Below are 21,270 nucleotides of genomic sequence, written 5' to 3' on the forward strand. Positions count from 1 at the left end.
AGAATGCGTAGTCGCGAGGCTTGGCCCCTCTCCCATCCGGGAGAGGGGTTTATTGCATCACACCAGCATCTTGCCCTTCTCGTCGATGACGGAGCCAATATCGGTGCCCGCCTCGCCGAGATAGTCGTTGAGCAGCATCTCGTTATGCGCCTTGCCCGACGGGATCATCGGGAAGCAGTTCTCGGCCTTGTCAACGATGCAGTCGAAGATCACCGGCTTGTTGACGTTGATCATCTGCAAAATCTTGGCGTCGAGTTCTGCCGGATTGTCGCAACGGATGCCGACTCCGCCATAGGCTTCCGCGAGCTTCACGAAATCCGGCAGGGATTCTGAATAGCTGTGCGAGTAGCGCCCGCCATGGAGCAATTCCTGCCACTGGCGCACCATGCCCATGTATTCGTTGTTCAGGATGAACACCTTGATCGGCAGGTTGTACTGCAGCGCGGTCGACATTTCCTGCAGCATCATCTGGATCGAGGCCTCACCCGCGATGTCGATGACGAGCGCGTCCGGATGCGCGAGCTGCGCGCCGACGGCGGCGGGCAGGCCATATCCCATGGTTCCGTGACCGCCCGAGGTCATCCAATGGTTCGGCTTTTCGAACTTGAAATACTGCGCCGCCCACATCTGGTGCTGGCCGACCTCGGTGGTGACGTAGGTCTCGCGGTCCTTGGTGAGTTCATAGAGCCGCTGGACCGCGTGTTGCGGCTTGATGGTCTCCGTGGAGTTCCGATAGGCGAGGCAGTTGCGGGCGCGCCAGCCTTCGATCTTGTTCCACCAATCCTTGAGGGCGACCTTGTCGACCTGCGGAGCGGTCTGACGCCACAGGCGGACCATGTCTTCCAGCACATGCGCGCAATCGCCGATGATCGGAATGTCGACCTTGACGTTCTTGTTGATCGAGGACGGGTCGATGTCCACGTGAATGCGCTTCGAGTAAGGCGAGAACGCATCGAGACGCCCAGTGATGCGATCGTCAAAACGCGCGCCGATATTGATCATCACGTCGCATTCATGCATCGCGAGGTTCGACTCGTAGGTGCCGTGCATGCCGACCATGCCGAGGAATTGCGGGTCGGAGGCCGGATACGCGCCAAGCCCCATCAGGGTCGAGGTGACGGGAAAGCCGGTGAGCTGCGCGAGTTCGCGCAGCAAGGCCGACGCATGCGGACCGGAATTGATGACACCGCCACCGGTATAGAAAACCGGACGCTTCGCTTTCGCCATGAGTTCGATGGCTGCGCGGATCTTGTCCATGTCGCCCTTGACGATCGGGCGGTAGGTCTTGTGCTGGTTGTTGGTCGGGCGCACGTAGGTGCCGGTCTTGAACTGGATGTCCTTCGGCAGATCGATGACCACCGGGCCCGGCCGGCCGTTCGACGCGACATAGAACGCCTCGTGCAGGATGCGCGGCAGGTCTTCGATCGATTTGACCAGATAATTGTGCTTCGTGCAGTGGCGCGTGATGCCGACCGTGTCGCATTCCTGGAACGCGTCCGAGCCGATGAGATGCGTCGGCACCTGCCCCGTGATGCAGACGAGCGGGATCGAATCCATCATCGCATCCGCCAGACCCGTCACCGCATTGGTTGCGCCCGGCCCCGACGTCACCAGCACAACGCCCGGCTTGCCGGACGAGCGCGCATAACCCTCGGCCGCGTGCACCGCACCCTGCTCGTGACGAACGAGGATGTGCTGCACCGTATCCTGATGGAACAGGGCGTCGTAGATCGGAAGGACCGCGCCGCCCGGATAACCGAAAATATGCTCGACTCCCTGATCTTGCAGGGCACGGATCACCATTTCGGCGCCGGTCATCGTCTCGCTCATGTCACTCACTCCGTCGCGTCTGTTTTTTCGGGGTGTTGGAGGAATTTAGGCAATAAAAAAGGCCCCTGAGGGGGCCTGTGCGCCATCGCCGGACCTGCGGGGGTCAATCCCGCTCCGTCGATGGCGCTCGTACTACGAGAATAAGCTTGCGCATTTATGCGACTCTCAGTTCAAAAGTTGCGCAGACGCTAAACGATGTGTTTCATTCGGTCAAGCGGGATCGAATTTGGCAGGAAACAGTCTAGCACTTATGCTGCTACGACCAATTCGAAAAGTTTGTCATGCCCGAAACCGTATCTTCAACCGGCGCTCTCATGCAAGGCCAGCGTATTACCGCCCGAGCCCTTTTGCTGGGCGACCGCCTCGATATCGCCGGGCTTGAGCGCAGCGACGTACTGTCCTCGGCCCCTCTCGCCTTCCGGGCAGGCCAGGAAGGATTCGTTGCCCTGTTCCGCTTTGGCGTTGCCGTTCTCGTTGGCCTGACGCCCATTGAGGAGGACGAGGTTATCCGGGGCCTCGGCCAGCGCGTCATCGGCGAATTCGCACGCCATGAGGAAGAAACGGCGATCATCGAACTGTCCCCTGACAAGGACGACCAGATCCCGCCAGGCGGCCCCATCTATATCAGGCAACTCTCTACCGAGCGCCTGATCGTAATCGCCGACGCGCTCTCGAAAAGCGTGGCGCTTTCCCGCGACGAACACGAGGCAGCCGCGGTCTTCGACGTGGTGGAGCCGTTCGCCCGGCATCTAGCCGAGCAGGGCCGCCGCCCCGGCGGACGCCGCGAAATCCTCAAGCATGTGGGCCACGCCCTTCTCGTCCGTCAGCGGGTATCCGGCCGCGTCGCGGTGGAGGAAAAGCCGGACGTCCTGTGGGACCGCCCCGATCTTGAGCGCCTCTATGCGCGTCTCGAGGACGAATACGAATTGAAGGAACGCGCCACTTCGCTTCACCGCAAGCTCGAGGTGATCGGTGACACGGCCCAGGCCTTGACCGACCTCATCGACACGGAACGCTCGCTCAGGCTCGAACTGATCATCGTACTCCTGATCGTGTTCGAGATTTTCATCTCATTTTACCAGATATTCACGGGCCGCTTCGGGCATTGAGCTTCGCCATCACGGCGTCATATCCCCGCTCCGGCTCGACCCAGGTCCAATCCGGCAATTGGTGGCGAAACCAGGTGAACTGGCGCTTGGCGTAGCGGCGCGTGTCACGCTGCCCGCGTGCAACCGCCTCCTCCAGGGAAATCTCGCCCCTCAAATGCGCGAGGAGCCCTGGCACGCCGTGGGCCCTCATGGCGGGAAGCATGGGATCGAGGTTTCGCTCGCCGAGCTGACCCACCTCATTGAGCGCGCCCTGCTCCATCATGGCAAGGAAACGTTGATCGATGCGGCGGCGCAGTTCCTCGCGCTCCGGCGCGAGGAAGAGCTTGATGACAGACAGGTCGTTCAAGGGACCCGGCTGGCGGGAGCCGTGGAACGAGACAAGGGGCTGTCCGGTCGCCGCGAATATCTCCAGAGCACGCTGAATGCGCAGGCGGTCGGAGGGCCGTAAGGTCTGCGCTGTTCGCGGATCGCGCTCAACGAGGAGACGATGAAGTTCCGGCGTCTCCAGCCCCTCGCTCTCCCGGCGGATCTGCTCTCGCACCTCGTCGGGGACGGCAGGCATGTCGGACAGCCCCTCCGTCAGTGCTTTGAAGTAAAGACCGGTTCCACCGACGAAAATCGGCACCTGCCCGCCTTCAAGATCACGCAGAGCCTCGATAGCGTCGGCGACATAACGCCCGACCGAGTAATTGATAGCCGCATCCACATGCCCGTAAAGCTGATGCGGGGCCTGCGCCTCCTCGTCCATCGTCGGGCGGGCGGTGATGACGCGCAAATCCCGGTAGACCTGCATGGAATCGGCGTTGATCACCACGCCACTCAAGGCCTGAGCCAGTTTGATGCCCAAAGCGGACTTGCCTGATGCAGTCGGCCCTGCAATGAGAACCGCGCCGATCCGAACGTCTCTCACCTTACGGTCCTCACGATGGCGTCTCCCCAAAATCTTCTTGTCGCGACACTCGTCGCAAACCCGTCGAACCCCGCCCTGACTGACAAGACGGTGGCGTTGGCCGCCGAGGCGCTCGGACAAGAGACGGAACGCTCCATTCTGGCAAGTGGAATTGCGGCCGACTTGATCCTCGCCGCTCCGGCCGATGCCCGGGCCGTCGAGGCAACGCTGCGGACCGCACTGCACGCAGAGCCCATCGACATCATCGTCCAACCGTTGAACGGCAGGCGCAAGCGCCTGTTCCTGGCGGATATGGATTCCACCATGATCGGCCAGGAATGCATCGACGAACTGGCGGATTTCGTCGGGCTCAAGGCCGAGGTGTCCGAGATTACGGAACGCGCCATGCGCGGTGAGATCGCCTTCGAGCCGGCGCTCCGCGAACGGGTCGCCCTTCTGAAAAACCTGCCGGTCGGCGTGGTGGACGAGATTCTTGGGGGCCGCATCACTCTGATGCCGGGCGGGCGGACGCTGGTCCAGACGATGCGCGCCAATGGCAGCTACACCTGCCTCGTCTCAGGTGGATTCACGCTGTTCACAGGTCCCGTCGCCGCCAGGATCGGCTTCCACGAGCACCGCTCGAACACCCTTATCGTCGAGGGCGAAAAGCTCGCTGGTGAAGTGACGGAGCCGATTCTGGGCCGCGAGGCCAAGCTCGCGACCCTCATCGAGTTGCGTGACCGCTTCCAGCTTCGGCCCAGCGAAACCATGGCGGTCGGCGACGGCGCCAACGATCTCGCCATGCTCGGCGAAGCGGGCCTCGGCGTCGCCTTCCACGCCAAGCCTGCGGTTGCCGCTGCCGCCCACGCACGGATCGACCACGCGGACCTGTCGGCGCTTCTCTACGCCCAGGGATACCGGGCCGAAGAAATCGTTGGTGAATAAGGCTCAGTTTCGAGGCTCATGAAGGCCCCCGATCAGGTCGCTTTCAATTCGGCCTTGGCGGAATGTCCACTGCAGGGCGCCGCACCAATAAAAAAGGCGGCTCGAAGCCGCCTTTTTCCATCGAGATTACGCAGCCTTACTCGATCGACAGGGCCACGAAGCGAACTTCGCCTTGTGGGTTGGCGACGAGAAGCAGCGCCGATTTCCGGCCCTGGCTCTTCAACGCGTCGATCTTCTTGGTCACGTCGGCAGGGCTCGAAACAGCTTCCTGATTGACCTCGACGATAACCTCGCCCGCCTGGATCCGCTTGTCGGCGGCGGAGGAGTTCGGATCGACGCGGGTGATGACGACACCCTTCAGGTCATCCTTGAGGCTGTAGCGGCGACGCAGGTCATCCGTGATGCCGGAGAGGTTGAGGCCCAAAGCCTGACGGGTCGCCGTCGGCGTTTCGGTCGAGGGCTGCTGCAGATTGGCCTGCTTCTCGCCATCCTCCAAGCGACCGAGCGTGACCTGCTTCTTCAGCTCCGTGCCTTTGCGAACGATGGTCACATCGACCGCCTTGCCGACCGGGGTGGAGGCGACGATCCTTGGCAGATCGCGTGAATCCTTCACGTCCTTGCCGTCAAAACGGGTGATCACGTCGCCGACTTCAAGACCGGCGGGCTTCGCCGGACCCTTATCGTCAATGCCGGCGATCAGCGCGCCGCGAGCGGAGCCGAGGTTGAGGGCCTCCGCAGTCGCATCATCCACGTTCTGGATGCGAACGCCGAGCCAGCCACGGCGGGTTTCGCCGAACTGACGCAACTGGTCGATGACGGGCACAGCCGTCGAAGCCGGCACGGCGAAGCCGATGCCGACAGAGCCGCCGGTAGGCGAGAGAATGGCCGTATTGATGCCGATGACTTCGCCATTCATGTTGAACAGCGGACCGCCGGAATTGCCCTTGTTGATGGCCGCATCGGTCTGGAGATAATTGTCGTAAGGGCCAGAGTCGATGTTGCGCCCGCGCGCCGACACAATACCGGCGGTGACCGAGCCCCCGAGGCCAAAGGGATTGCCGATCGCCAGCACCCAGTCGCCGGGACGCAGCGTGTCGGAATTGCCGAACTTCACCGCCTTCAACGGCTTGTCGGACTTCACCTTCAGCACGGCCAAGTCGACCTTGGTGTCCTTGCCGACGATCTCGGCCTTGAGGCGCGTGCCGTCAGAAAAAATGACGCTGATGTCGTTGGCGTCGCCAATGACGTGATTGTTCGTCACCACGATACCCGAGGGATCGATCACGAAGCCCGAGCCGAGGGAGTTCGACCGGCGCTGCCGGGGAGCGTTGTCCGCGCCGCCATTGCCTTGGCCATTACCCTGGCCGCGACGGTTGAAGAATTCTTCGAAGAGATCCTCGAAGGGCGTTCCCGGAGGCAGCTGAGGCAGGGTCCGATTGCGGGCTTCGACGGTTGTCGAAGCGGAGATGTTGACGACCGCGCCCGTCACCTCCTCGGCCAGATCGGCGAACGATTCCGGGGCGGAGCGCGCTTGGGCGGCCAGAGGCATCGCGGTCGCGACGAATGTCAAAACCGCGAAGCAGGAGGCGGCCAGCCGGCGCAAGGGGCGTTGAGGCTGCACCGACCCGTAAGGAGTCGGCGCGTTGATCGCGTAGGTCATCGAAAATCCTCTCTCGGAGAATATGAAGATAGATTGTCGTTCTGTTCCGTCATTCAAGCGTCGATTGCGGCGGAAGCGGGGCTAGCGGTCTAGCCAAACTGCCGGACCAGCCAGATCACACCCAAGCCGACGACGGCGGAAATGATGCCGACAAGTCGCATGCGATCGCTCGGGCTGTGGGCTGCCTCGTACATGGCTCGTCGCATGCCGTCAGGGAAGGCGGCAAACAAAATGCCCTCGACCGCGAGAGCGAGGCCGAGGGCTGCGATAAGGTCCAGCATAAGGACGATTTATTGCGCGGGCGCGGGCCGGGCCGGAGAGGCGGAGCCGCCTCCCGCGCCGTTCCGTCGACCGGATGCATCGTTGAAATAGCGGAAGAATTCTGAATCCGGGCTCAACACGAGACGCGTATCTCCTGATTTGAGACCCGCCTCATATGCCTGCATCGACCGATAGAAGGCGAAGAATTCCGGGTCCTGGCCGAAAGCCTCGGCCAGAATACGGTTTTTATCCGCATCGCCCTGACCACGCAATTCCTCAGCCTGACGGTTCGCATCGGCGCGGATGACGGTCGCGTCGCGCTCCGCACGCCCGCGGATGGTCTGCGCCCGCTGCTGGCCGTTGGCACGCAGATCCGCGGCCTCTCGCTCGCGCTCGGTGCGCATGCGCTGATAGACAGCCTGGCTGTTGGCGGCCGGCAGATCGACGCGGGTCAGACGCACATCGATCATCTCGATGCCGAGGCTGCGCGCCTGCTTGTTCACCTCTTCCTGAATGCGGGTCATGAGAGGCCCGCGCTCCGTCCTGACGATCGCGTCGCGGGAGGCGTTGGCCAACACGTTACGCATCGTCGAGTTCGTGAAGCTCGTGAGACGCTGATTGGCGAAAGCGATGCTGTTGACCGCCTGATAGAACTTGAGCGGATCAATAATGCGATAGCGGGTAAAAGCATCGACCTCGAGGTTCTGTCGGTCAGCTGACAACACGGTCTGGACCGGCAGATCCAGATCGAGCACCCACTTGTCGAAGTAGGTCACGTTGTCGATCAGCGGCACCTTGAAATGCAAGCCCGGGTCGCGGATCTCGGACTGCACCGCGCCGAAGCGGAGCACAAGGGCGTACTGGGTCTGCCGGACGATAAAGGCTGAGCTGAACAGCGCGATCGCGGCAAGACCGGCCAGGATCAGCAAGCCCGTGCGAAGGGTGGCATTGTTCATCGCGTGGCTCCTTGCTGACCTGCCGCGCCGCCCTGAGGCTGCTGCTGCCGCCGCTGTAGTTCATTGAGAGGCAGGAAAGGCACGACCCCCTGCCCCTTCTGATCGATGATGACCTTGTCGACACCGCCGAGAACGCGCTCCATCGTCTCAAGGAAAATCCGCTCGCGGATGATGGCGGGCGCCTTGCGATATTCCTCATAGATCGACTTGAACCGGGCAGCCTGACCCGTCGCATCGGCCACGGACTGCTCGCGATAACCCTCCGCCTGCTGCACGGTGCGGGCGGCGTCGCCTCGCGCTTCCGGCACAATGCGGCTTGCGAAAGTTTCTGCCTCGTTCTGCACGCGCACCGCGTCCTGCTGTGCGGCGTTTACGTCAACGAACGCCTGCCGGACTTCCGCCGGCGGCTGGACAGCCTGAAGCTGCACCACGTTGATCAATGCACCCGCGCCGTAAGAGTCGAGGGTCTGCTGCATGATCTGGCGCACTTCCTGCACGACGCTCGCCTGCTCCGTGGTCAGAATGGCCTGGATGTTGCGGCGTCCGATGACCTCGCGCATGGCGCTTTCGGCCACCGACTTGATGGTGCCTTGCGGGTTCTGGAGATTGAACACGAAATCCTGAGCCCGCGCAGCGTTGACCTGCCAGACCACATCGTAATCGATATCGACGATATTCTCGTCGCCCGTCAGCATCAGGCTTTCTTCGAGCATGTCGCGCGAACGGGCCTGACCTCCTCCAACGGAGCGATAGCCGATCTCGATACGCTGCTGCTCGGTCACATTGGGCTTGAGCACGCGGCCGATCGGATAGGGAAGATTGTAGCGAAGACCTTCGCCGCTCGTATGGGTGTACTTGCCGAAGATCATGTTGATGCCGACCTCATTCGGTCGCACCGTGTAGAAGCCGGTCAGCAGCCAAACGGCGATCACACCCAGAATCAGGATGAGGACGCCCTTGCCGCCCATGGAGCCGCCGGGGATGAAGTCCTTCAGGCGATCCTGGCCGCGGCGCAGAATGTCCTCGAGATCAGGGGGCGTTCCATTGCCCTGCGGGCCGCCAGAGCCCCATGGGCTCTTGCCGCCGCCTGATCCGCCACGCTGGCCCCAGGGGCCTCCGCCGCCGCTTTGGTTACTCCAAGGCATAGGTCGCCTTTCCTCACTCTGAAAAGACCGGCCGATTAAGCCGATTGGGTAAGAGTCGGTTGTGGGTGTTGCCTCACACGCCTGTCAAGGCTGCGAATTGGGGATTGTCGCAGCATTCGTCAACCTTAGCAGGTCTCATGAGCGTCGTTCGAGGTCAATGAAGGTAAACGCGTGCTCATTGTCCGCCCCCTTCGCATGATCGGTGCGCCCGACCTCCCGGAAGCGTGAGCGGTCATAGGCAGGGAAGACCGCATCGCCCTCAGGCGCCGCATGAACCTCGGTCAGGTATATTTTCTGAACGTGCGGCAGGCCGAGCGCATAGATCTCCGATCCCCCGGCCACCACGATGGCGTCAGCGCCCATCTTCGCCGCCAAGGCCGCGCCCTGCGCGACGGCCTCATCCCATGTTCGTGCGACATTCACGCCCTCCGCGGAAAACGCCGGGTCCCGGGTCAGGACAATCGTCTCGCGGCCCGGCAAGGGCCTGCCGATGGATTCGAACGTCTTGCGCCCCATGATCATCGGCTTGCCCCAGGTCAGCTCCCGGAAGCGACGAAGATCAGTCTTGAGACGCCACAGAAGCTGATTGTCGCGCCCAATGACGCCGTTATCAGCCACCGCGACGACGAGAATGAGGGGAAGGGTCATGATTCCTGTGCCAGCTTTGTGAGGTGATCGCCTGTCACGCGCTGAACCGTCCATTCATCCATCGGCAGCGCGCCGATAGAGCGGTAGAAGCGCAAGGCGTTCTCATTCCAGTCGAGCACCCACCATTCGAGGCGTGAAAGCCCTTCGGCGACACAACGGCGCGCGAGGTGCCTTAGGAGCGCCTTGCCGATTCCCTTGGAGCGAAAATCGGGCCGGATAAAAAGATCTTCCAGGTAGATGCCGTGACGGCCCCGAAAGGTGGAAAAATTGTAGAACCACAGGGCGAAACCCGCCGGCCTCCCCTCCCATTCCGCGATATCGGCGAAAACGCGCGGCTGCTCCGCGAAAAGGGCCGCTGCGATGTCTTTTTCGGTCGCGTCGACCTCATGGGCCAGCCGCTCGTACGCGGCAAGCTCCCGGATGAAGTCGAGGATCAAGGAGGCGTCACGCGCTTCGGCTCGGCGGATGGAGAGTGTCATGTCTGCCGTTGTGCCGAAGCTTCGCGGTCCTGTCGAGCCCGGAGCGTATTCTTCCACCAAACCGGCGTCTCGTTTTACGGCTTTAGCTCACTTGCGCGCCTTTCGGGCGGCATAGCGGGCATCGCGGGCAGCCTTTTGCTCAGCCTCCAGCGTAACCTGACGCTCGACGGCCTCGACTTTGGCAGTCGCCTCATTGGCTTCCTGAGCAAGGCGTTGCTCATGTTCGGCCGCCTCACGCGCCTGCTGTTCTGCCGCCTCGCGGGCCTGGTCGGCGATCTTGTTGGCCTCGCGTTCGGCCAGCCGCGCCTCACGGGCAGTGCTGACCGCCTGCCGTGCCGCTCTACGCTCGGCCATCGCCGGATCGTCCGGCCCCGGCTTTGCCCGCACACGCTCCAGCATGGCCTTGCGGGCGTTCTCGGCCGTGCTCAGCCGATCGCCAAATCCTATGTCCCGGAAGCCGCTCATGCTCGGATCTCGCTCTCTCGGACGGCACGCTCCGTGGCACCTGATCTGATCCGATACGAGACTTCACCTGTCTCGTCGGCCGGCATGAGGCGGGTCACTTCGTAGATGCCGCTGCCGCTGGTGCGGCTGTCGGATATCGGCGCACGTACGAGGCGCACCATCTGTCGGATCTTGTATTTATGAAGCATGCTGGTTCTCCACTGTGGGACTGGCAAAGGCAGCACCACGATTGCGAACAAGAAAGCCGCTCCCCATGGGGAGCGGCCTCAACGGCTCAATGCAGATAGACCTGCACCGAAGAGACTGGCTTTATGCCATCTCGATGTTGTCGACGGCGATCTTGCCCGAGCGGCGGTCTTCTGCCGTATCAAAGGCAACCTTCTGGCCTTCGACGAGGCCGCGGATGCCAGCGCGCTCAAGAGCGGTGGCATGGACGAACACGTCCTTGCTGCCGTTGCTCGGCGCGATGAAGCCGAAGCCTTTTTGATCATTGTAGAATTTTACGGTGCCGGTGTTCATGGAAATATCCTTGAGTATGCGTGAGTGCACGTGAGCCTAAGGGTCGCGCAGCAGCGCGGTCTCGTGCTCAATTCGTCGATGTTTTGGGAGAGTGTCTGAACGTGCGCCTGGCATGCCAAGGCATAACGGCCCGATTATTCGGCCAAAGTCGATAAGATAAATATAGGGGTTCCCCGCCGGATTGCAAGCTTGGATGGAAAAGATACTCTCCACAGACCCTCTGGCGAGGCAGGCATTCTGGAAGGCTATCTGGGCACGCCATGGATGCGACTGGAAAAATACTGGTCTAAGAAGAGGATCTACTGGGAGACCGGCATGAACCGACATGCGCAATCGCTCTCGCCACCGCCGTCATCTGGTGGATGTAATGAGTCCGGACCCTAATCCGCCTCCTCCTCGCCCTGCACCCGCCTTGGCGAGGCCCAGCCTTCGAGGATCGCATTCATCTCGTCGAGCACGAAGAAACGGGCGCTCTCGACGTCATAGCCCTCATCCAGCAAGCTGTCGTAATCCGTCAGGCGGTGCCGGATATAGGAAACGAGGGAAAGCCAGGCCGCCGTTTCCGGCGAGGCGGTGTGGAGCCCCCTGCTTCCAAGCGCGTGATCCGTGACCGACTCGAACTCGTGCCTCGGGATGCGCGGCGCAAGGATGCGGACGGCGCTTTCGATGGCCGCGCGCCGGTTAGTGGGCCTAGACGGCGACGGGGGCCTTGATGGCTGGGTGCGGGTCATAGTCTTCGATGGCGATGTCGTCGAAGGTGAAATCGAACAGGGAACGCACGGCGGGATTGAGGCGAAGCTTTGGCAGAGACCGAGGCTCGCGCGTCAATTGCAGACGAGCCTGATCGAGATGGTTGAGGTAGAGATGCGCGTCCCCGAAGGAATGCACGAAATCGCCGGCTTGCAAGCCTGTCGCCTGCGCCATCATGTGCGTCAGGAGCGCATAGGAGGCGATGTTGAACGGAACGCCCAGGAATACATCGGCGGAGCGCTGGTAAAGCTGGCAGGATAGCCGCCCGTCGGCGACATAGAATTGGAACAGGCAGTGGCAGGGCGCGAGCGCCATCTTGTCGAGCTCAGCAGGGTTCCAGGCGGACACGATCAGGCGGCGCGAATCCGGGTTGCGACGAATCTCGTCGAGCACCCATTGGATCTGATCGACGGCCCCGCCATCCGGCTTGGCCCAAGAGCGCCATTGTTTGCCGTAGACCGGCCCGAGATCGCCCTTCTCATCGGCCCATTCGTCCCAGATCGTGACGCCGTTTTCCTGCAGATAGCGGACATTCGTATCGCCCTTCAGGAACCACAAAAGCTCGTGCACGATCGAGCGCAGATGGAGCTTCTTCGTCGTGACCAGCGGGAAGCCTTGGCTGAGATCGAATCGCATCTGGTGGCCAAAAACGGAGATCGTCCCGGTTCCGGTTCGATCGTCTTTCCGGACGCCCTCATCGATGATGCGGCGAAGAAGATGATGGTAGGCTTGCATGAAAGGCTCCTTGCCTCATCTTACGTCAGTCGGCGGCCAGCGTCAGAGGGTGCATTTCGTCCCCCGTGAACTTGTCCCCCGCTCTTTCAAAATGGTTCAGTCTTTCTTATATTGCGAATGCCGGCCGCAAGGTCGGCTATGGCGATAAACGGCTATCGGAATAAACCCATCGGACCCGGGGGCGGTACCCGGCGCCTCCACCAAAACCCAGGCTCAGCATGGGTTTTGGCGGGGGCGAAATAGGATCGACGAGGGCGTAAAGGGTAGACTTTCACTCGGCATGGTTCCGCCGTTATCGGGCCGATTCAATAGTTGCCAACGACAACTATGCTCCGGTTGCAGTGGCTGCGTAAGCGGTCCCTAACACCGACTCAAAGTCCTAACGGGTAGCACCGCTAGGCGGGGTCCGGAGGCACCTGGCAACAGAAGCCTCCACTTTTTTTCTCAAGGGCTCCCATATGGCCGGCAAAGACCTCATCCGCTACGATCTCCTGGTGCAGGACGCCCTGAAAGGCGTCGTGCGCAAAGTGCTGATCGATGCCGGAAAGGACGGCCTTCCGGGGGACCATCATTTCTACGTCTCGTTCCGTACCGATTTTCCGGGTGTGCGCCTTTCGAACCGCCTGCGTGAAAAATACCCGCAGGAAATGACGATTGTCCTGCAGCACCAGTTCTGGGACCTCGGCGTGACCGAGCACAATTTCGAAATCGGCCTGTCGTTCTCAGGTGTGCCGGAGCGCTTGCTCGTTCCGTTCGATGCGCTGACCGGCTTCTTCGACCCCTCGGTCCAGTTCGGCCTCAAGTTCGACGGTCAGGACGAAAACGAGGGCGAGGCCGGCGAAGCGCCTCCCGCGCCGCAGCCGGTGCGAAGCAATGGTTCGGAGCCCGTCGAGTTGAAGCAGTCGCGAAAGTCGTCTGCTTCCGCCGATAAGACGCCGGATGCGAAGAAGACGGTCGCGCCCGCCGCTCAAGCTGACGCCGATCGGAGCGGGGCAGAGGAAACCACCAAACCGGGTGCGGCGGAGCCTACGCCGTCGGGCAGCGCCGAAGTTGTAAGCCTCGACTCGTTTCGCAAAAAAAACTGAAGCGCCTCGGCTTCATCCAACCTCGACTTGGGGCCACGCCGGCATATATCTCGCGTGAACTTTTAGTATCAGTCAGCCCTGAGGGCCTTTTCCGGGGAACCGGGCACCTCAGGGCCTGGAGGTCAATCTGCTAGGCTCCCGCGCTATCGCATCAGTCGATTTCAGGGCGCTGTTCAACGCCAGCCCAAATGCATACGTCTTGTTGTCGCCCGATTTCACGATCGTCGAGATGAACGACGCGTATCTGCGCGCGGCGATGCGCCAGCGCGACGACATCATTGGCCGCAACATCTTCGAAGCCTTTGCCAGCCCTCCCGGCGAGAGCGGTGAGGCAAATGTGGCCAAGCTGCGCATATCCCTCAACCGTGTGCTGGAGCATCGCGAGCCGGACCATATCCCGCTCCTCCATTATGATATTTTGCTGCCGGAGGGCGGGTTTGGGGAGCGTTTCTGGAGCGTGACCAACACGCCTCTCTTGAACGAGGCCGGAGAGGTCGCCTTCATTCTTCAATATCCCGTGGATGTGACGGAACTTCATAGGCTGCGGCAGGCGAGTTTCTTACACGCGCGCGGCGTTTCGGGGATGATCGAAGGCGACATCCTCAAGCGCGCCCAAGCCGTGCAGCAAGCAAACGAGGAGCTTCAGGAGGAGCGACAGCTTCTTCGCAGCGTGTTTGAGCAAGCGCCCGGTTTCGTGGCGGTGCTGGGCGGCCCCGACCACGTTTTCGAGTTGGCGAACAAGGCCTATTCACAAATCATCGGAGACCGCGACATCCTTGGCAAGAGCGTCCGGGAAGCGCTGCCTGAAATCGTCAGCCAGGGCTTTATCCCTATTCTCGATCAAGTCTATGCAAGCGGTCAGCCCTATGTCGGGCACGGAATACGGGCGTCCTTCAAGCGGAAGCCATCCGAGCCGCTGGTCGAGGGCTTTTTCGATATTGTCTTTCAACCGGTCTTCGATGCGGACGGATCAACGGTCGGCATCTTCGTCCAGGGCAACGACATCACCGAGCAGAAGCGCGCCGAAGATGAACTGCGCGACTACCGGGAACACCTCGAAAAACTCGTCCAGGAGCGAACCCGCGCCCTCGAGCAGAGCGAGGCGCAGCGTCGCCAGGCCCACAGGATGGAAGCGATCGGTCAACTCACCGGCGGTGTAGCCCACGACTTCAACAACCTTCTCGCCATCGTTATCGGGAATCTGGAGCTGGCGCAGAAGCGTATCGCCGATCCCCGCGTCGATCACCTTCTTGAAAACGCCCTTCAAGCAGGCGAGCGGGGCGCCAAGCTGATCCGACAACTCCTCGCATTCGCGCGCAAGCAATCCCTGTCTCTCGAATCGACGGACCTGCCGCAAGTGATCGGCGGGATGCGCGATCTCCTGTCCCGCACCATCGGGCCGAACATCGCCATTGAAACCGATCTGGCAAGCGAGCTGTGGCCTGTCGTCACGGACCGCACGCAGCTTGAGGTCGCCCTTTTGAACCTCGCGATCAATGCGCGCGACGCCATGCCTGCAGGCGGAAAGCTGACCATCGCCGCTCGTAACGTCGCGGGGCATGACCTGCCCCGGGACCTCGCAATCGGCGAATATGTGCGCATTTCGGTGCGCGACACCGGTATCGGCATTCCGGAGGAATTCCACGGGAAAGTCTTCGAGCCGTTCTTTACGACCAAGGACGTCGGCAAAGGAACGGGCCTGGGGCTCAGCCAGATCTACGGTTTCGTCAAGCAACAGGGCGGCAGCATCACGCTCTACAGCGAGGCCGGACGAGGCACCGAGATCGCACTTTATCTTCCCCGCACCCAGGCCGCACCGCGATCCGGCACGTCGCAGGAGTCTCTGGCGGAACTTGATGGGTCAGGAATCCATCTTCTGGTCGTGGACGACGATGCGGGGGTGCGTGCCTTTGTCGTCGAGAGCCTGCGAAATTTCGGGTTCCAGGTCAGCCATGCCGAGAGCGGGGACAAGGGCCTCTCAATGCTGCGGCTTCACGACGACATAGCATTGATCGTCGCCGATTTTGCGATGCCAAGTCTCGACGGCCTCGGTTTCATACAGGCGGCGCGGGCCCGCAGGCCTGATATCCCCGTTGTGCTGATGACCGGCTACGCGGATGCGGAGCGGCTGACCGACGCGCATTTGAAGAATGTCCCGCTGGTCCTGAAACCTTTCAGCCTGGAGACCCTCATCAAGACGCTACGGGAATCCCTCGGGCACCGCCTGAGCTTGATCGCACCGGAAGGTCCGGCCTCGTAACGACGTGCGTCGGACGGCCCTGGCGCGTGAGCTGAAAGTATAACGTTCGCGAGCTTCCGCCACGAGATTTTGCAAGGCCCCAATGCTCGTTCGGGAGTTGCGAGCGCAGAACTTTGAGTTATGAACACGCAGCTCCATCGAAAGAGGTCAGGATGTCGCCCTCCACCCGCATCGAAACAGATACCTTCGGCCCCATCGAAGTTCCCGCCGACAAGCTCTGGGGCGCCCAGACCCAGCGCTCGATCCAGAACTTCCGCATCGGCGGCGAGCGGATGCCGATCCCTCTCGTCCACGCGCTCGCCATCGTGAAACAGGCCGCCGCCTTGGTAAACAAGGATCTCGGCAAGCTCGAAGCGGGCCTCGCGGACGCGATCACGACCGCCGCGGCCGATGTGGTGCAGGGCAAGTACGACGATGAGTTTCCCCTCGTCATCTGGCAGACGGGTTCGGGCACCCAGTCCAACATGAACATGAACGAGGTGCTCTCGAACCTCGCCATCGAGCGCCTCGGCGGCGAGCGCGGCTCCAAGAAGCCGGTGCACCCGAACGATCACGTGAATATGGGTCAATCGTCGAACGATTCATTTCCCACCGCGATGCACATCGCCGTGGCGCGTGAGATCAACGACCGGCTCTTTCCTGCCCTCAAGCACCTGCTCAAGGCGCTGAACCAGAAGGCGGAGGCCTTCAAGGACATCGTCAAGATCGGCCGCACCCATTTGCAGGACGCAACCCCGGTCACTCTCGGCCAGGAGTTCTCAGGGTATGCGGCACAGGTTGAGCTCGCCATCGCCCGCATCGAGATGACGCTGCCGGGCATCTATGCCCTCGCGCAGGGCGGCACGGCTGTTGGCACGGGCCTCAATGCCCATCCCGAATTCGCGGAGCGCTTCGCTGCCAAGGCGAAGGAGCTGACTTCGCTTCCCTTCACCTCCGCTCCGAACAAGTTCGAGGCGCTGGCATCCCACGACGCGCTTGTGTTCACGCAGGGTGCCCTGTCGAGCCTCGCCGCCGGCCTGTTCAAGATCGCCAACGACATTCGTCTGATGGGTTCCGGCCCACGCTCGGGTCTCGGCGAGATTTCGCTCCCCGAAAACGAGCCCGGCTCGTCGATCATGCCCGGCAAGGTCAACCCGACTCAAGCCGAAGCCCTGACGATGCTCTGCGCCCAGGTCGCGGGCAACCAGACCACGGTCACTTTTGCCGGCAGCCAGGGTCATTTCGAGCTCAACGTGTTCAAGCCGGTGATCGCGAATGCGGTTCTGCAGTCGATCCGCCTGCTGGCGGACGGCGCGATCAGCTTCACCGATCACTGCGTCGTCGGCATCGAGCCGAACCACGACCGCATCAGCGAGCTCATGCAGCGCTCGCTCATGCTGGTGACGGCGCTTGCACCCATCATCGGCTACGACAAGGCGGCAGCCATTGCGAAATCGGCGCACAAGAACGGCACGACCCTGAAGGAAGAAGCCCTCAAGGCAGGCGTGTCGGCTGCTGATTTCGACGCCGTCGTGCGGCCCGAGACGATGCTGGCTCCGCAATAAGGGTGGTACACGGCCCCATGGCCGAGATCGTCAATCTGCGCCAAGCGCGCAAACAGAAGGCGCGGGCCGAGAAGGAGGCCCGCGCCGCCGAGAACCGCATCGTCTTTGGCCGCACCAAGGCCGAACGGGAGAAGACGAAGGCGGAGCATGAGCTGGCGACACGCCGGCTCGACTCCCACAAGCGCGACGACGAGAAACCCTGATATGAGCGCAGGCATCGTCAAACGCTCTGTCGCCATCGCCGGCCACCGGACGAGCGTTTCCCTGGAAGAACCGTTCTGGGAGGTCTTGCGGGAAATCGCGGACAGACGGTCCCTCTCCGTCCAGGCCCTCATCGGGCGCATCGACGCCGAGCGCGGCGAGCAGAATCTGTCCTCGGCAATCCGCGTCTATGTCCTGGGGAGCCTGCGGGCCGCCGCTGACACGGAACCAAGCTGACCTCCTGAACGAAGTCTACCCGCCTGGACGCCCCTGAATTGACGAAGGCGGCCTTAGATCCAGAGGTTGGGACATCGGGGGCATGACAAAGGACGACGGCTGCTGCTCCGGCACAGGTTCAGGCTCGCTGGTCTGCTGTTGAGCCTGAAGACGCGCCGCTTCCTCCGCCGCAGCCTTGGCCCGCTGGCGCTCCGCCTCCTGCGCCTGAAGCTGGCGCTGACGCTCGGCGGCAGCTTTCTCGAAAGCCTCGATCTTTTCCAGCTCGCGCCTGAGCACGATGGCGGCCAGGCCGTTACGGAACGGACTGGCGTCGACCTCGCGGGTGGGGGCGCCGAGTGAACCGCGCCAGTTCAAGCCTATGGATGGCGGCGCGCCGGTCCAGCCGGGGGGCGATGCCTTTGCGGTCAGGGACCCCCGCGTTTCGAAAGTCAGGTTTTTTAGATCGTAGGTGACCGCGCCCTGCCAAACGGCGGGCCCACTCTCGACGACGAAGGGGGACAATCGCAACGCGCCGCCGACCACCGAAGCCGAAGTCGTGATAACCGGAGCCGCCAGGGAGGCACGGCCGAGCTCATTTCCGACGATCGTTTCCGCCCTGCCTTCGCCAAGCGGGTCGTTGTCGGCCAGCGCCCGTTTCAGCGCCCGGTCGAAAGCCGACGGATCGGCGGTCGGAACTCGAAGACCCGTCACGCGCCAGTCACCGGCCGCGCCGAGATTGGCGATCAGCCCCGACACCGTCTCGGCAGCCGTGCCGAACTTCAGAGGGCCTGAGAGGGTGGCATCGAAAGGCGTGGGGCCGACGAGAGTCCACAGAGGCACATCGCGAAGCGCCCCATCCCCGACGATCGTGGCGAGGCCGCCCTGACGTGTGATGGTGGCGGAACCCGACAACCGTCCGTTGCCAAGCGCCGCCTCGAGGCCCTTGATGGCAATGCCGTCCGACAACGCTTCGAGGGTGAAGTTCGCGCGTGTCCCCGCAATGCCCCGTCCGAGATCGAGACTCGCCGCCCGGAAGACCACCTGGCCACCGCTGACCAGACGCGAAGGCTCACCGAAATGGGCGGTAGACCAGAGCGCTGCCGCGTTGCCGTCGCCCGCGGGAGCGTTCAGCGCCAGCGTCCTGACAAGCCATGGCAAAGACAGCTTCTCGACCGAAATCTCGCCGCCGATCTCCGAACGCGAACGGGCCGACAGACGTCCTTGAAGCGGGTTGCCGGCAATTTGTCCCGCGAGGTCGAAAAGGGTCGCATCCCGCTCCCGACCCAGTGTGACCCGCGCCCTCGCGGGAGCAGGCGAAGCGCCGGCTATGCCTTCACCCAGCAGGGCGAGGAACGGCGTCAAATCGGACGTGACAAGTTCGGCCTCGCCGCTATCGACCACATCGTCGTCAGCGGTCAGGGAGAACGGACGATTGGTCGTCACCTGGACGCCGCCCAAATCACCGCCGATGGTCATGCTGAAAAGGCCGGAGCTGATCCGCGTGCCGCGAAGGTCAACCCTGGATGGACGGTCGAGACCCGGCACATTCGGCCGGTTCACCCAGCGTCCCGTCTTGTCGGTGGCGAGATTCACATTGAGATTCTCGGTCCGCCCATCGGCTGAGTCGACCCGCCCCTCGAACGTACCGCCCGCGGCGGTTCCCTTCGCGGTCGTGCGGAAGCGTTGCCGCGAGAGATCGGGAACCGCGCCCACGCGCTCGGTCACCACATCCAGATCGAGCGCCCCCTCTCGGAGGAACGATGGTACCAGCTTGGAAATACCCCCGATCCAGACGCTCCCCAACAAATCGACCAAGGGCGCGGCTCGCTGCGCGGTCACCTTGCCGGCGATCCGGCCCGAGCCGTCGGGGGCGATACGTCCGCTCACGCGCGCATTGGCTCCTGCGAGGTCCACGATGTCGAGGGTCTCAACCAGCAAGGCGGGACCATCGGAGAGGACACGGGCTGATATGCGCCCGTTTCCGGAATTCTTGCCGGCGCTGACGCCGCGCGCGTCGAGAATGAACCCGACATCCATGTTCTTCGTCGTCTCGAAGATGCTGGAAACCCGCGGCAATTGATCGAGGTTCAGATTCTGGATGCCGACCTGCGCCTCCAACTTGGCGCGAGCGTCGGCCTCCGGCGCGGTATAGCGCAGGTTTCCGGTCATCACCGCGTCACCCGTCTTCACCCGCATCTTGTTGAAGGACAGGACGGGGCTCACCACGGCGACGTCGGACGAGACTTCGAAGGGACGCCCATCGAGAATTCTTAAAAATGGCGAGTGGATGTTGATGCGGTTGAGGTAGCGCGCCAAACGGTCGGAGGCATTCGAGGCAAGGGCCACCTTGCCGGTGATGCCGCCTTGAACCTTCGAGCCGAACTCGCCTTCCACGGCGACCCGGGTGTCGCCTGGCGCCTTAAACTCGATCCGGTCCATCCGGGCTCGCCCACCTTGAAGCGTCATGCGCAGCGTAGCGTTCGACAGGTCCTCCTGGCCGAGGCCGATGCTATCGATCTTGAGGTCGAGGTCGACGGGAAAGGCGGTCGAGGGGAGGCTCCATTGCTGAAGCCGCGTCATGAAGTCCTGACCGTTGGACGAGAGGATGAAGCTGTCCGCGTCGAGCCGCCGTCCTTCCAGCTTGAGGCTCACATGGGGGTCTTTCAGCCGGACGCTTCCCTCCCCCGTCATGCGCAGGCTCGCTCCCCCCTCCCCGGCCTCGACGCTGACCGGGTCGAGGGCGAGGTTTCCGGCCTCGGTCTTGAACTGCGTTTCGATGACGATGGGGATGGGAATGCCCGCCGCCGCCACCTGCGCGGGCGGCCCGAGCAGGATCTTGGCCTTGCCGGAGATGTTCGGCTCCACGACGTTGCCATCGAGAGCCACCTTCGCGTCCACGTCGAAGCGCGGGTGGATGTCGCCGCCACCCGCGAGCTTGACCTGGATTGTCTTTTCCGGGGTCAACTCTCCCGTGACGAGGCGAAACGGCACCCCGGCGGTCTGGCCCTCGATCCGCCAGGGGCCAATCAGCCTCTGTCCCTCGATCCGCACATTCTCGGCATAGACCTGATCCGTGCGGCCGGTGCTCGGCATTTGGGTGGTCACGAAGAAATGCGCCACGGCCAGGCTGTCGATGGCCCATTCGCGCCCTCGGCCATGACCGGACAACAGGTCGGGCGGCAGCCGCCAGCCACCATCGGACGAGACCGGCACGCGGAGATCGACCCGGCCGATGCGGGTCTGGGTAAACCGCACCTCGCCCCGCAAAAGCGGTGTCAGAGCCATTTCTGCCCACACGAGATCAGCCGTGAGGCTAGGCGATTGCTCCGTTTTTCCGGCCAGGGTCAGGTGTTCGACGCGGATCTTGGGGGATGGCAGCAGACGAACGCCGATCCGTCCTCGCGTCTGGGCTTCCGTACCCGAGGCGCGCGAAATGATCTGATCGATGGCGCCGCGATGGGCCTCCCAGTCGATGAAGGGCGGTGCGGCAACCGCGATCGTGAGGATCAAGATCACGACGGCTGCGATGATCGTCAGAATATCGCGCAAGAGGCAGCCTTTTCTCCGGTTCGT

Annotated in this window: 21 protein-coding genes and 1 other RNA gene; 8 read left to right on the forward strand and 14 right to left on the reverse strand. The window is 62.5% G+C overall.

Going from position 1 to position 21,270, the window contains the following annotated elements:
- Positions 1-57: 57 nt before the first annotated feature.
- A complete protein-coding gene (locus tag I2H38_RS09180) occupies positions 58-1,830 on the reverse strand; it encodes an acetolactate synthase 3 large subunit (RefSeq protein WP_196271547.1) in 1,773 nt (590 codons plus the stop codon).
- Positions 1,831-2,111: 281 nt separating this feature from the next.
- On the opposite strand from I2H38_RS09180, the gene I2H38_RS09185 reads away from it, so the two are divergent.
- Positions 2,112-2,939, forward strand: a complete 828-nt coding sequence (locus I2H38_RS09185; RefSeq protein WP_196271548.1) for an RMD1 family protein — start codon at positions 2,112-2,114, stop codon at positions 2,937-2,939.
- Here the strand turns inward: I2H38_RS09185 and miaA are convergent.
- Positions 2,917-3,849: a tRNA (adenosine(37)-N6)-dimethylallyltransferase MiaA gene (gene miaA / locus I2H38_RS09190; protein WP_196271549.1), complete on the reverse strand. Its 933-nt coding sequence runs from the start codon at positions 3,847-3,849 to the stop codon at positions 2,917-2,919. The genes I2H38_RS09185 and miaA overlap by 23 nt on opposite strands.
- A gap of 15 nt (positions 3,850-3,864) precedes the next feature.
- Here miaA and serB point away from each other — a divergent pair, with 15 nt between their 5' ends.
- Positions 3,865-4,773, forward strand: coding sequence for a phosphoserine phosphatase SerB (serB, locus tag I2H38_RS09195; RefSeq protein ID WP_196271550.1), 909 nt, complete (start codon positions 3,865-3,867; stop codon positions 4,771-4,773).
- A 136-nt stretch (positions 4,774-4,909) separates the two neighbouring features.
- On the opposite strand, the gene I2H38_RS09200 is transcribed toward serB, so the two are convergent.
- From I2H38_RS09200 to I2H38_RS09250, 11 genes are all read right to left on the reverse strand, one after another.
- The gene (locus I2H38_RS09200; RefSeq protein ID WP_196271551.1) at positions 4,910-6,433 is read right to left on the reverse strand and encodes a DegQ family serine endoprotease; all 1,524 of its coding nucleotides are present in this window, start codon (positions 6,431-6,433) and stop codon (positions 4,910-4,912) included.
- Positions 6,434-6,522: 89 nt separating this feature from the next.
- On the reverse strand, positions 6,523-6,714 hold the full coding sequence (locus I2H38_RS09205; RefSeq protein ID WP_196271552.1) for a DUF2065 domain-containing protein: 192 nt from the start codon (positions 6,712-6,714) through the stop codon (positions 6,523-6,525).
- Between the two features lie 9 nt (positions 6,715-6,723).
- Positions 6,724-7,650, reverse strand: coding sequence for a protease modulator HflC (gene hflC / locus I2H38_RS09210; RefSeq protein ID WP_196271553.1), 927 nt, complete (start codon positions 7,648-7,650; stop codon positions 6,724-6,726).
- Positions 7,647-8,795 carry an FtsH protease activity modulator HflK gene (hflK, locus tag I2H38_RS09215; protein WP_196271554.1) on the reverse strand — a complete coding sequence of 383 codons (1,149 nt, stop codon included), beginning with the start codon at positions 8,793-8,795 and terminating at the stop codon, positions 7,647-7,649. The genes hflC and hflK overlap by 4 nt, the downstream gene beginning before the upstream one ends.
- 135 nt (positions 8,796-8,930) lie before the next feature.
- Entirely contained in the window at positions 8,931-9,443 is a 513-nt protein-coding gene (locus I2H38_RS09220; RefSeq protein WP_196271555.1) for a dihydrofolate reductase, read from the reverse strand.
- Positions 9,440-9,922, reverse strand: a complete 483-nt coding sequence (locus I2H38_RS09225; RefSeq protein WP_196271556.1) for a GNAT family N-acetyltransferase — start codon at positions 9,920-9,922, stop codon at positions 9,440-9,442. The genes I2H38_RS09220 and I2H38_RS09225 overlap by 4 nt, the downstream gene beginning before the upstream one ends.
- Before the next feature lie 87 nt (positions 9,923-10,009).
- Entirely contained in the window at positions 10,010-10,387 is a 378-nt protein-coding gene (locus I2H38_RS09230) for a DUF6481 family protein (RefSeq protein ID WP_196271557.1), read from the reverse strand.
- Positions 10,384-10,575: a hypothetical protein gene (locus I2H38_RS09235; RefSeq protein WP_196271558.1), complete on the reverse strand. Its 192-nt coding sequence runs from the start codon at positions 10,573-10,575 to the stop codon at positions 10,384-10,386. Before I2H38_RS09235 ends, I2H38_RS09230 begins: the two co-directional genes overlap by 4 nt.
- 121 nt (positions 10,576-10,696) lie before the next feature.
- Positions 10,697-10,906, reverse strand: coding sequence for a cold-shock protein (locus I2H38_RS09240; protein WP_196271559.1), 210 nt, complete (start codon positions 10,904-10,906; stop codon positions 10,697-10,699).
- Positions 10,907-11,286: 380 nt separating this feature from the next.
- Positions 11,287-11,637, reverse strand: coding sequence for a DUF2293 domain-containing protein (locus I2H38_RS09245; protein WP_196271560.1), 351 nt, complete (start codon positions 11,635-11,637; stop codon positions 11,287-11,289).
- The gene (locus tag I2H38_RS09250) at positions 11,597-12,391 is read right to left on the reverse strand and encodes a thymidylate synthase (RefSeq protein WP_196271561.1); all 795 of its coding nucleotides are present in this window, start codon (positions 12,389-12,391) and stop codon (positions 11,597-11,599) included. The genes I2H38_RS09245 and I2H38_RS09250 overlap by 41 nt, the downstream gene beginning before the upstream one ends.
- An 80-nt stretch (positions 12,392-12,471) precedes the next feature.
- On the opposite strand from I2H38_RS09250, the gene ssrA reads away from it, so the two are divergent.
- The 6 genes from ssrA to I2H38_RS09280 all read left to right on the forward strand — a co-directional run bounded on the left by ssrA (position 12,472) and on the right by I2H38_RS09280 (position 17,718).
- Positions 12,472-12,828, forward strand: a transfer-messenger RNA (tmRNA) gene (ssrA, locus tag I2H38_RS09255).
- Positions 12,829-12,849: 21 nt separating this feature from the next.
- Complete coding sequence (locus tag I2H38_RS09260) at positions 12,850-13,476, forward strand: SspB family protein (RefSeq protein ID WP_196271562.1); 627 nt, start codon at positions 12,850-12,852, stop codon at positions 13,474-13,476.
- Between the two features lie 169 nt (positions 13,477-13,645).
- A complete protein-coding gene (locus tag I2H38_RS09265) occupies positions 13,646-15,736 on the forward strand; it encodes a hybrid sensor histidine kinase/response regulator (protein WP_267875955.1) in 2,091 nt (696 codons plus the stop codon).
- A 152-nt stretch (positions 15,737-15,888) separates the two neighbouring features.
- Positions 15,889-17,280, forward strand: a complete 1,392-nt coding sequence (gene fumC, locus I2H38_RS09270; protein ID WP_196271564.1) for a class II fumarate hydratase — start codon at positions 15,889-15,891, stop codon at positions 17,278-17,280.
- Positions 17,281-17,297: 17 nt separating this feature from the next.
- Complete coding sequence (locus I2H38_RS09275) at positions 17,298-17,483, forward strand: DUF4169 family protein (protein ID WP_196271565.1); 186 nt, start codon at positions 17,298-17,300, stop codon at positions 17,481-17,483.
- Between the two features lies 1 nt (position 17,484).
- A complete protein-coding gene (locus I2H38_RS09280; protein WP_196271566.1) occupies positions 17,485-17,718 on the forward strand; it encodes a ribbon-helix-helix domain-containing protein in 234 nt (77 codons plus the stop codon).
- Positions 17,719-17,733: 15 nt separating this feature from the next.
- On the opposite strand, the gene I2H38_RS09285 is transcribed toward I2H38_RS09280, so the two are convergent.
- Positions 17,734-21,246 carry an AsmA family protein gene (locus I2H38_RS09285; RefSeq protein ID WP_196271567.1) on the reverse strand — a complete coding sequence of 1,171 codons (3,513 nt, stop codon included), beginning with the start codon at positions 21,244-21,246 and terminating at the stop codon, positions 17,734-17,736.
- Between the last annotated feature and the right edge of the window lie 24 nt (positions 21,247-21,270).

Origin of the sequence: Microvirga alba (assembly GCF_015694465.1) — a bacterium.
GTDB lineage: Bacteria > Pseudomonadota > Alphaproteobacteria > Rhizobiales > Beijerinckiaceae > Microvirga > Microvirga alba.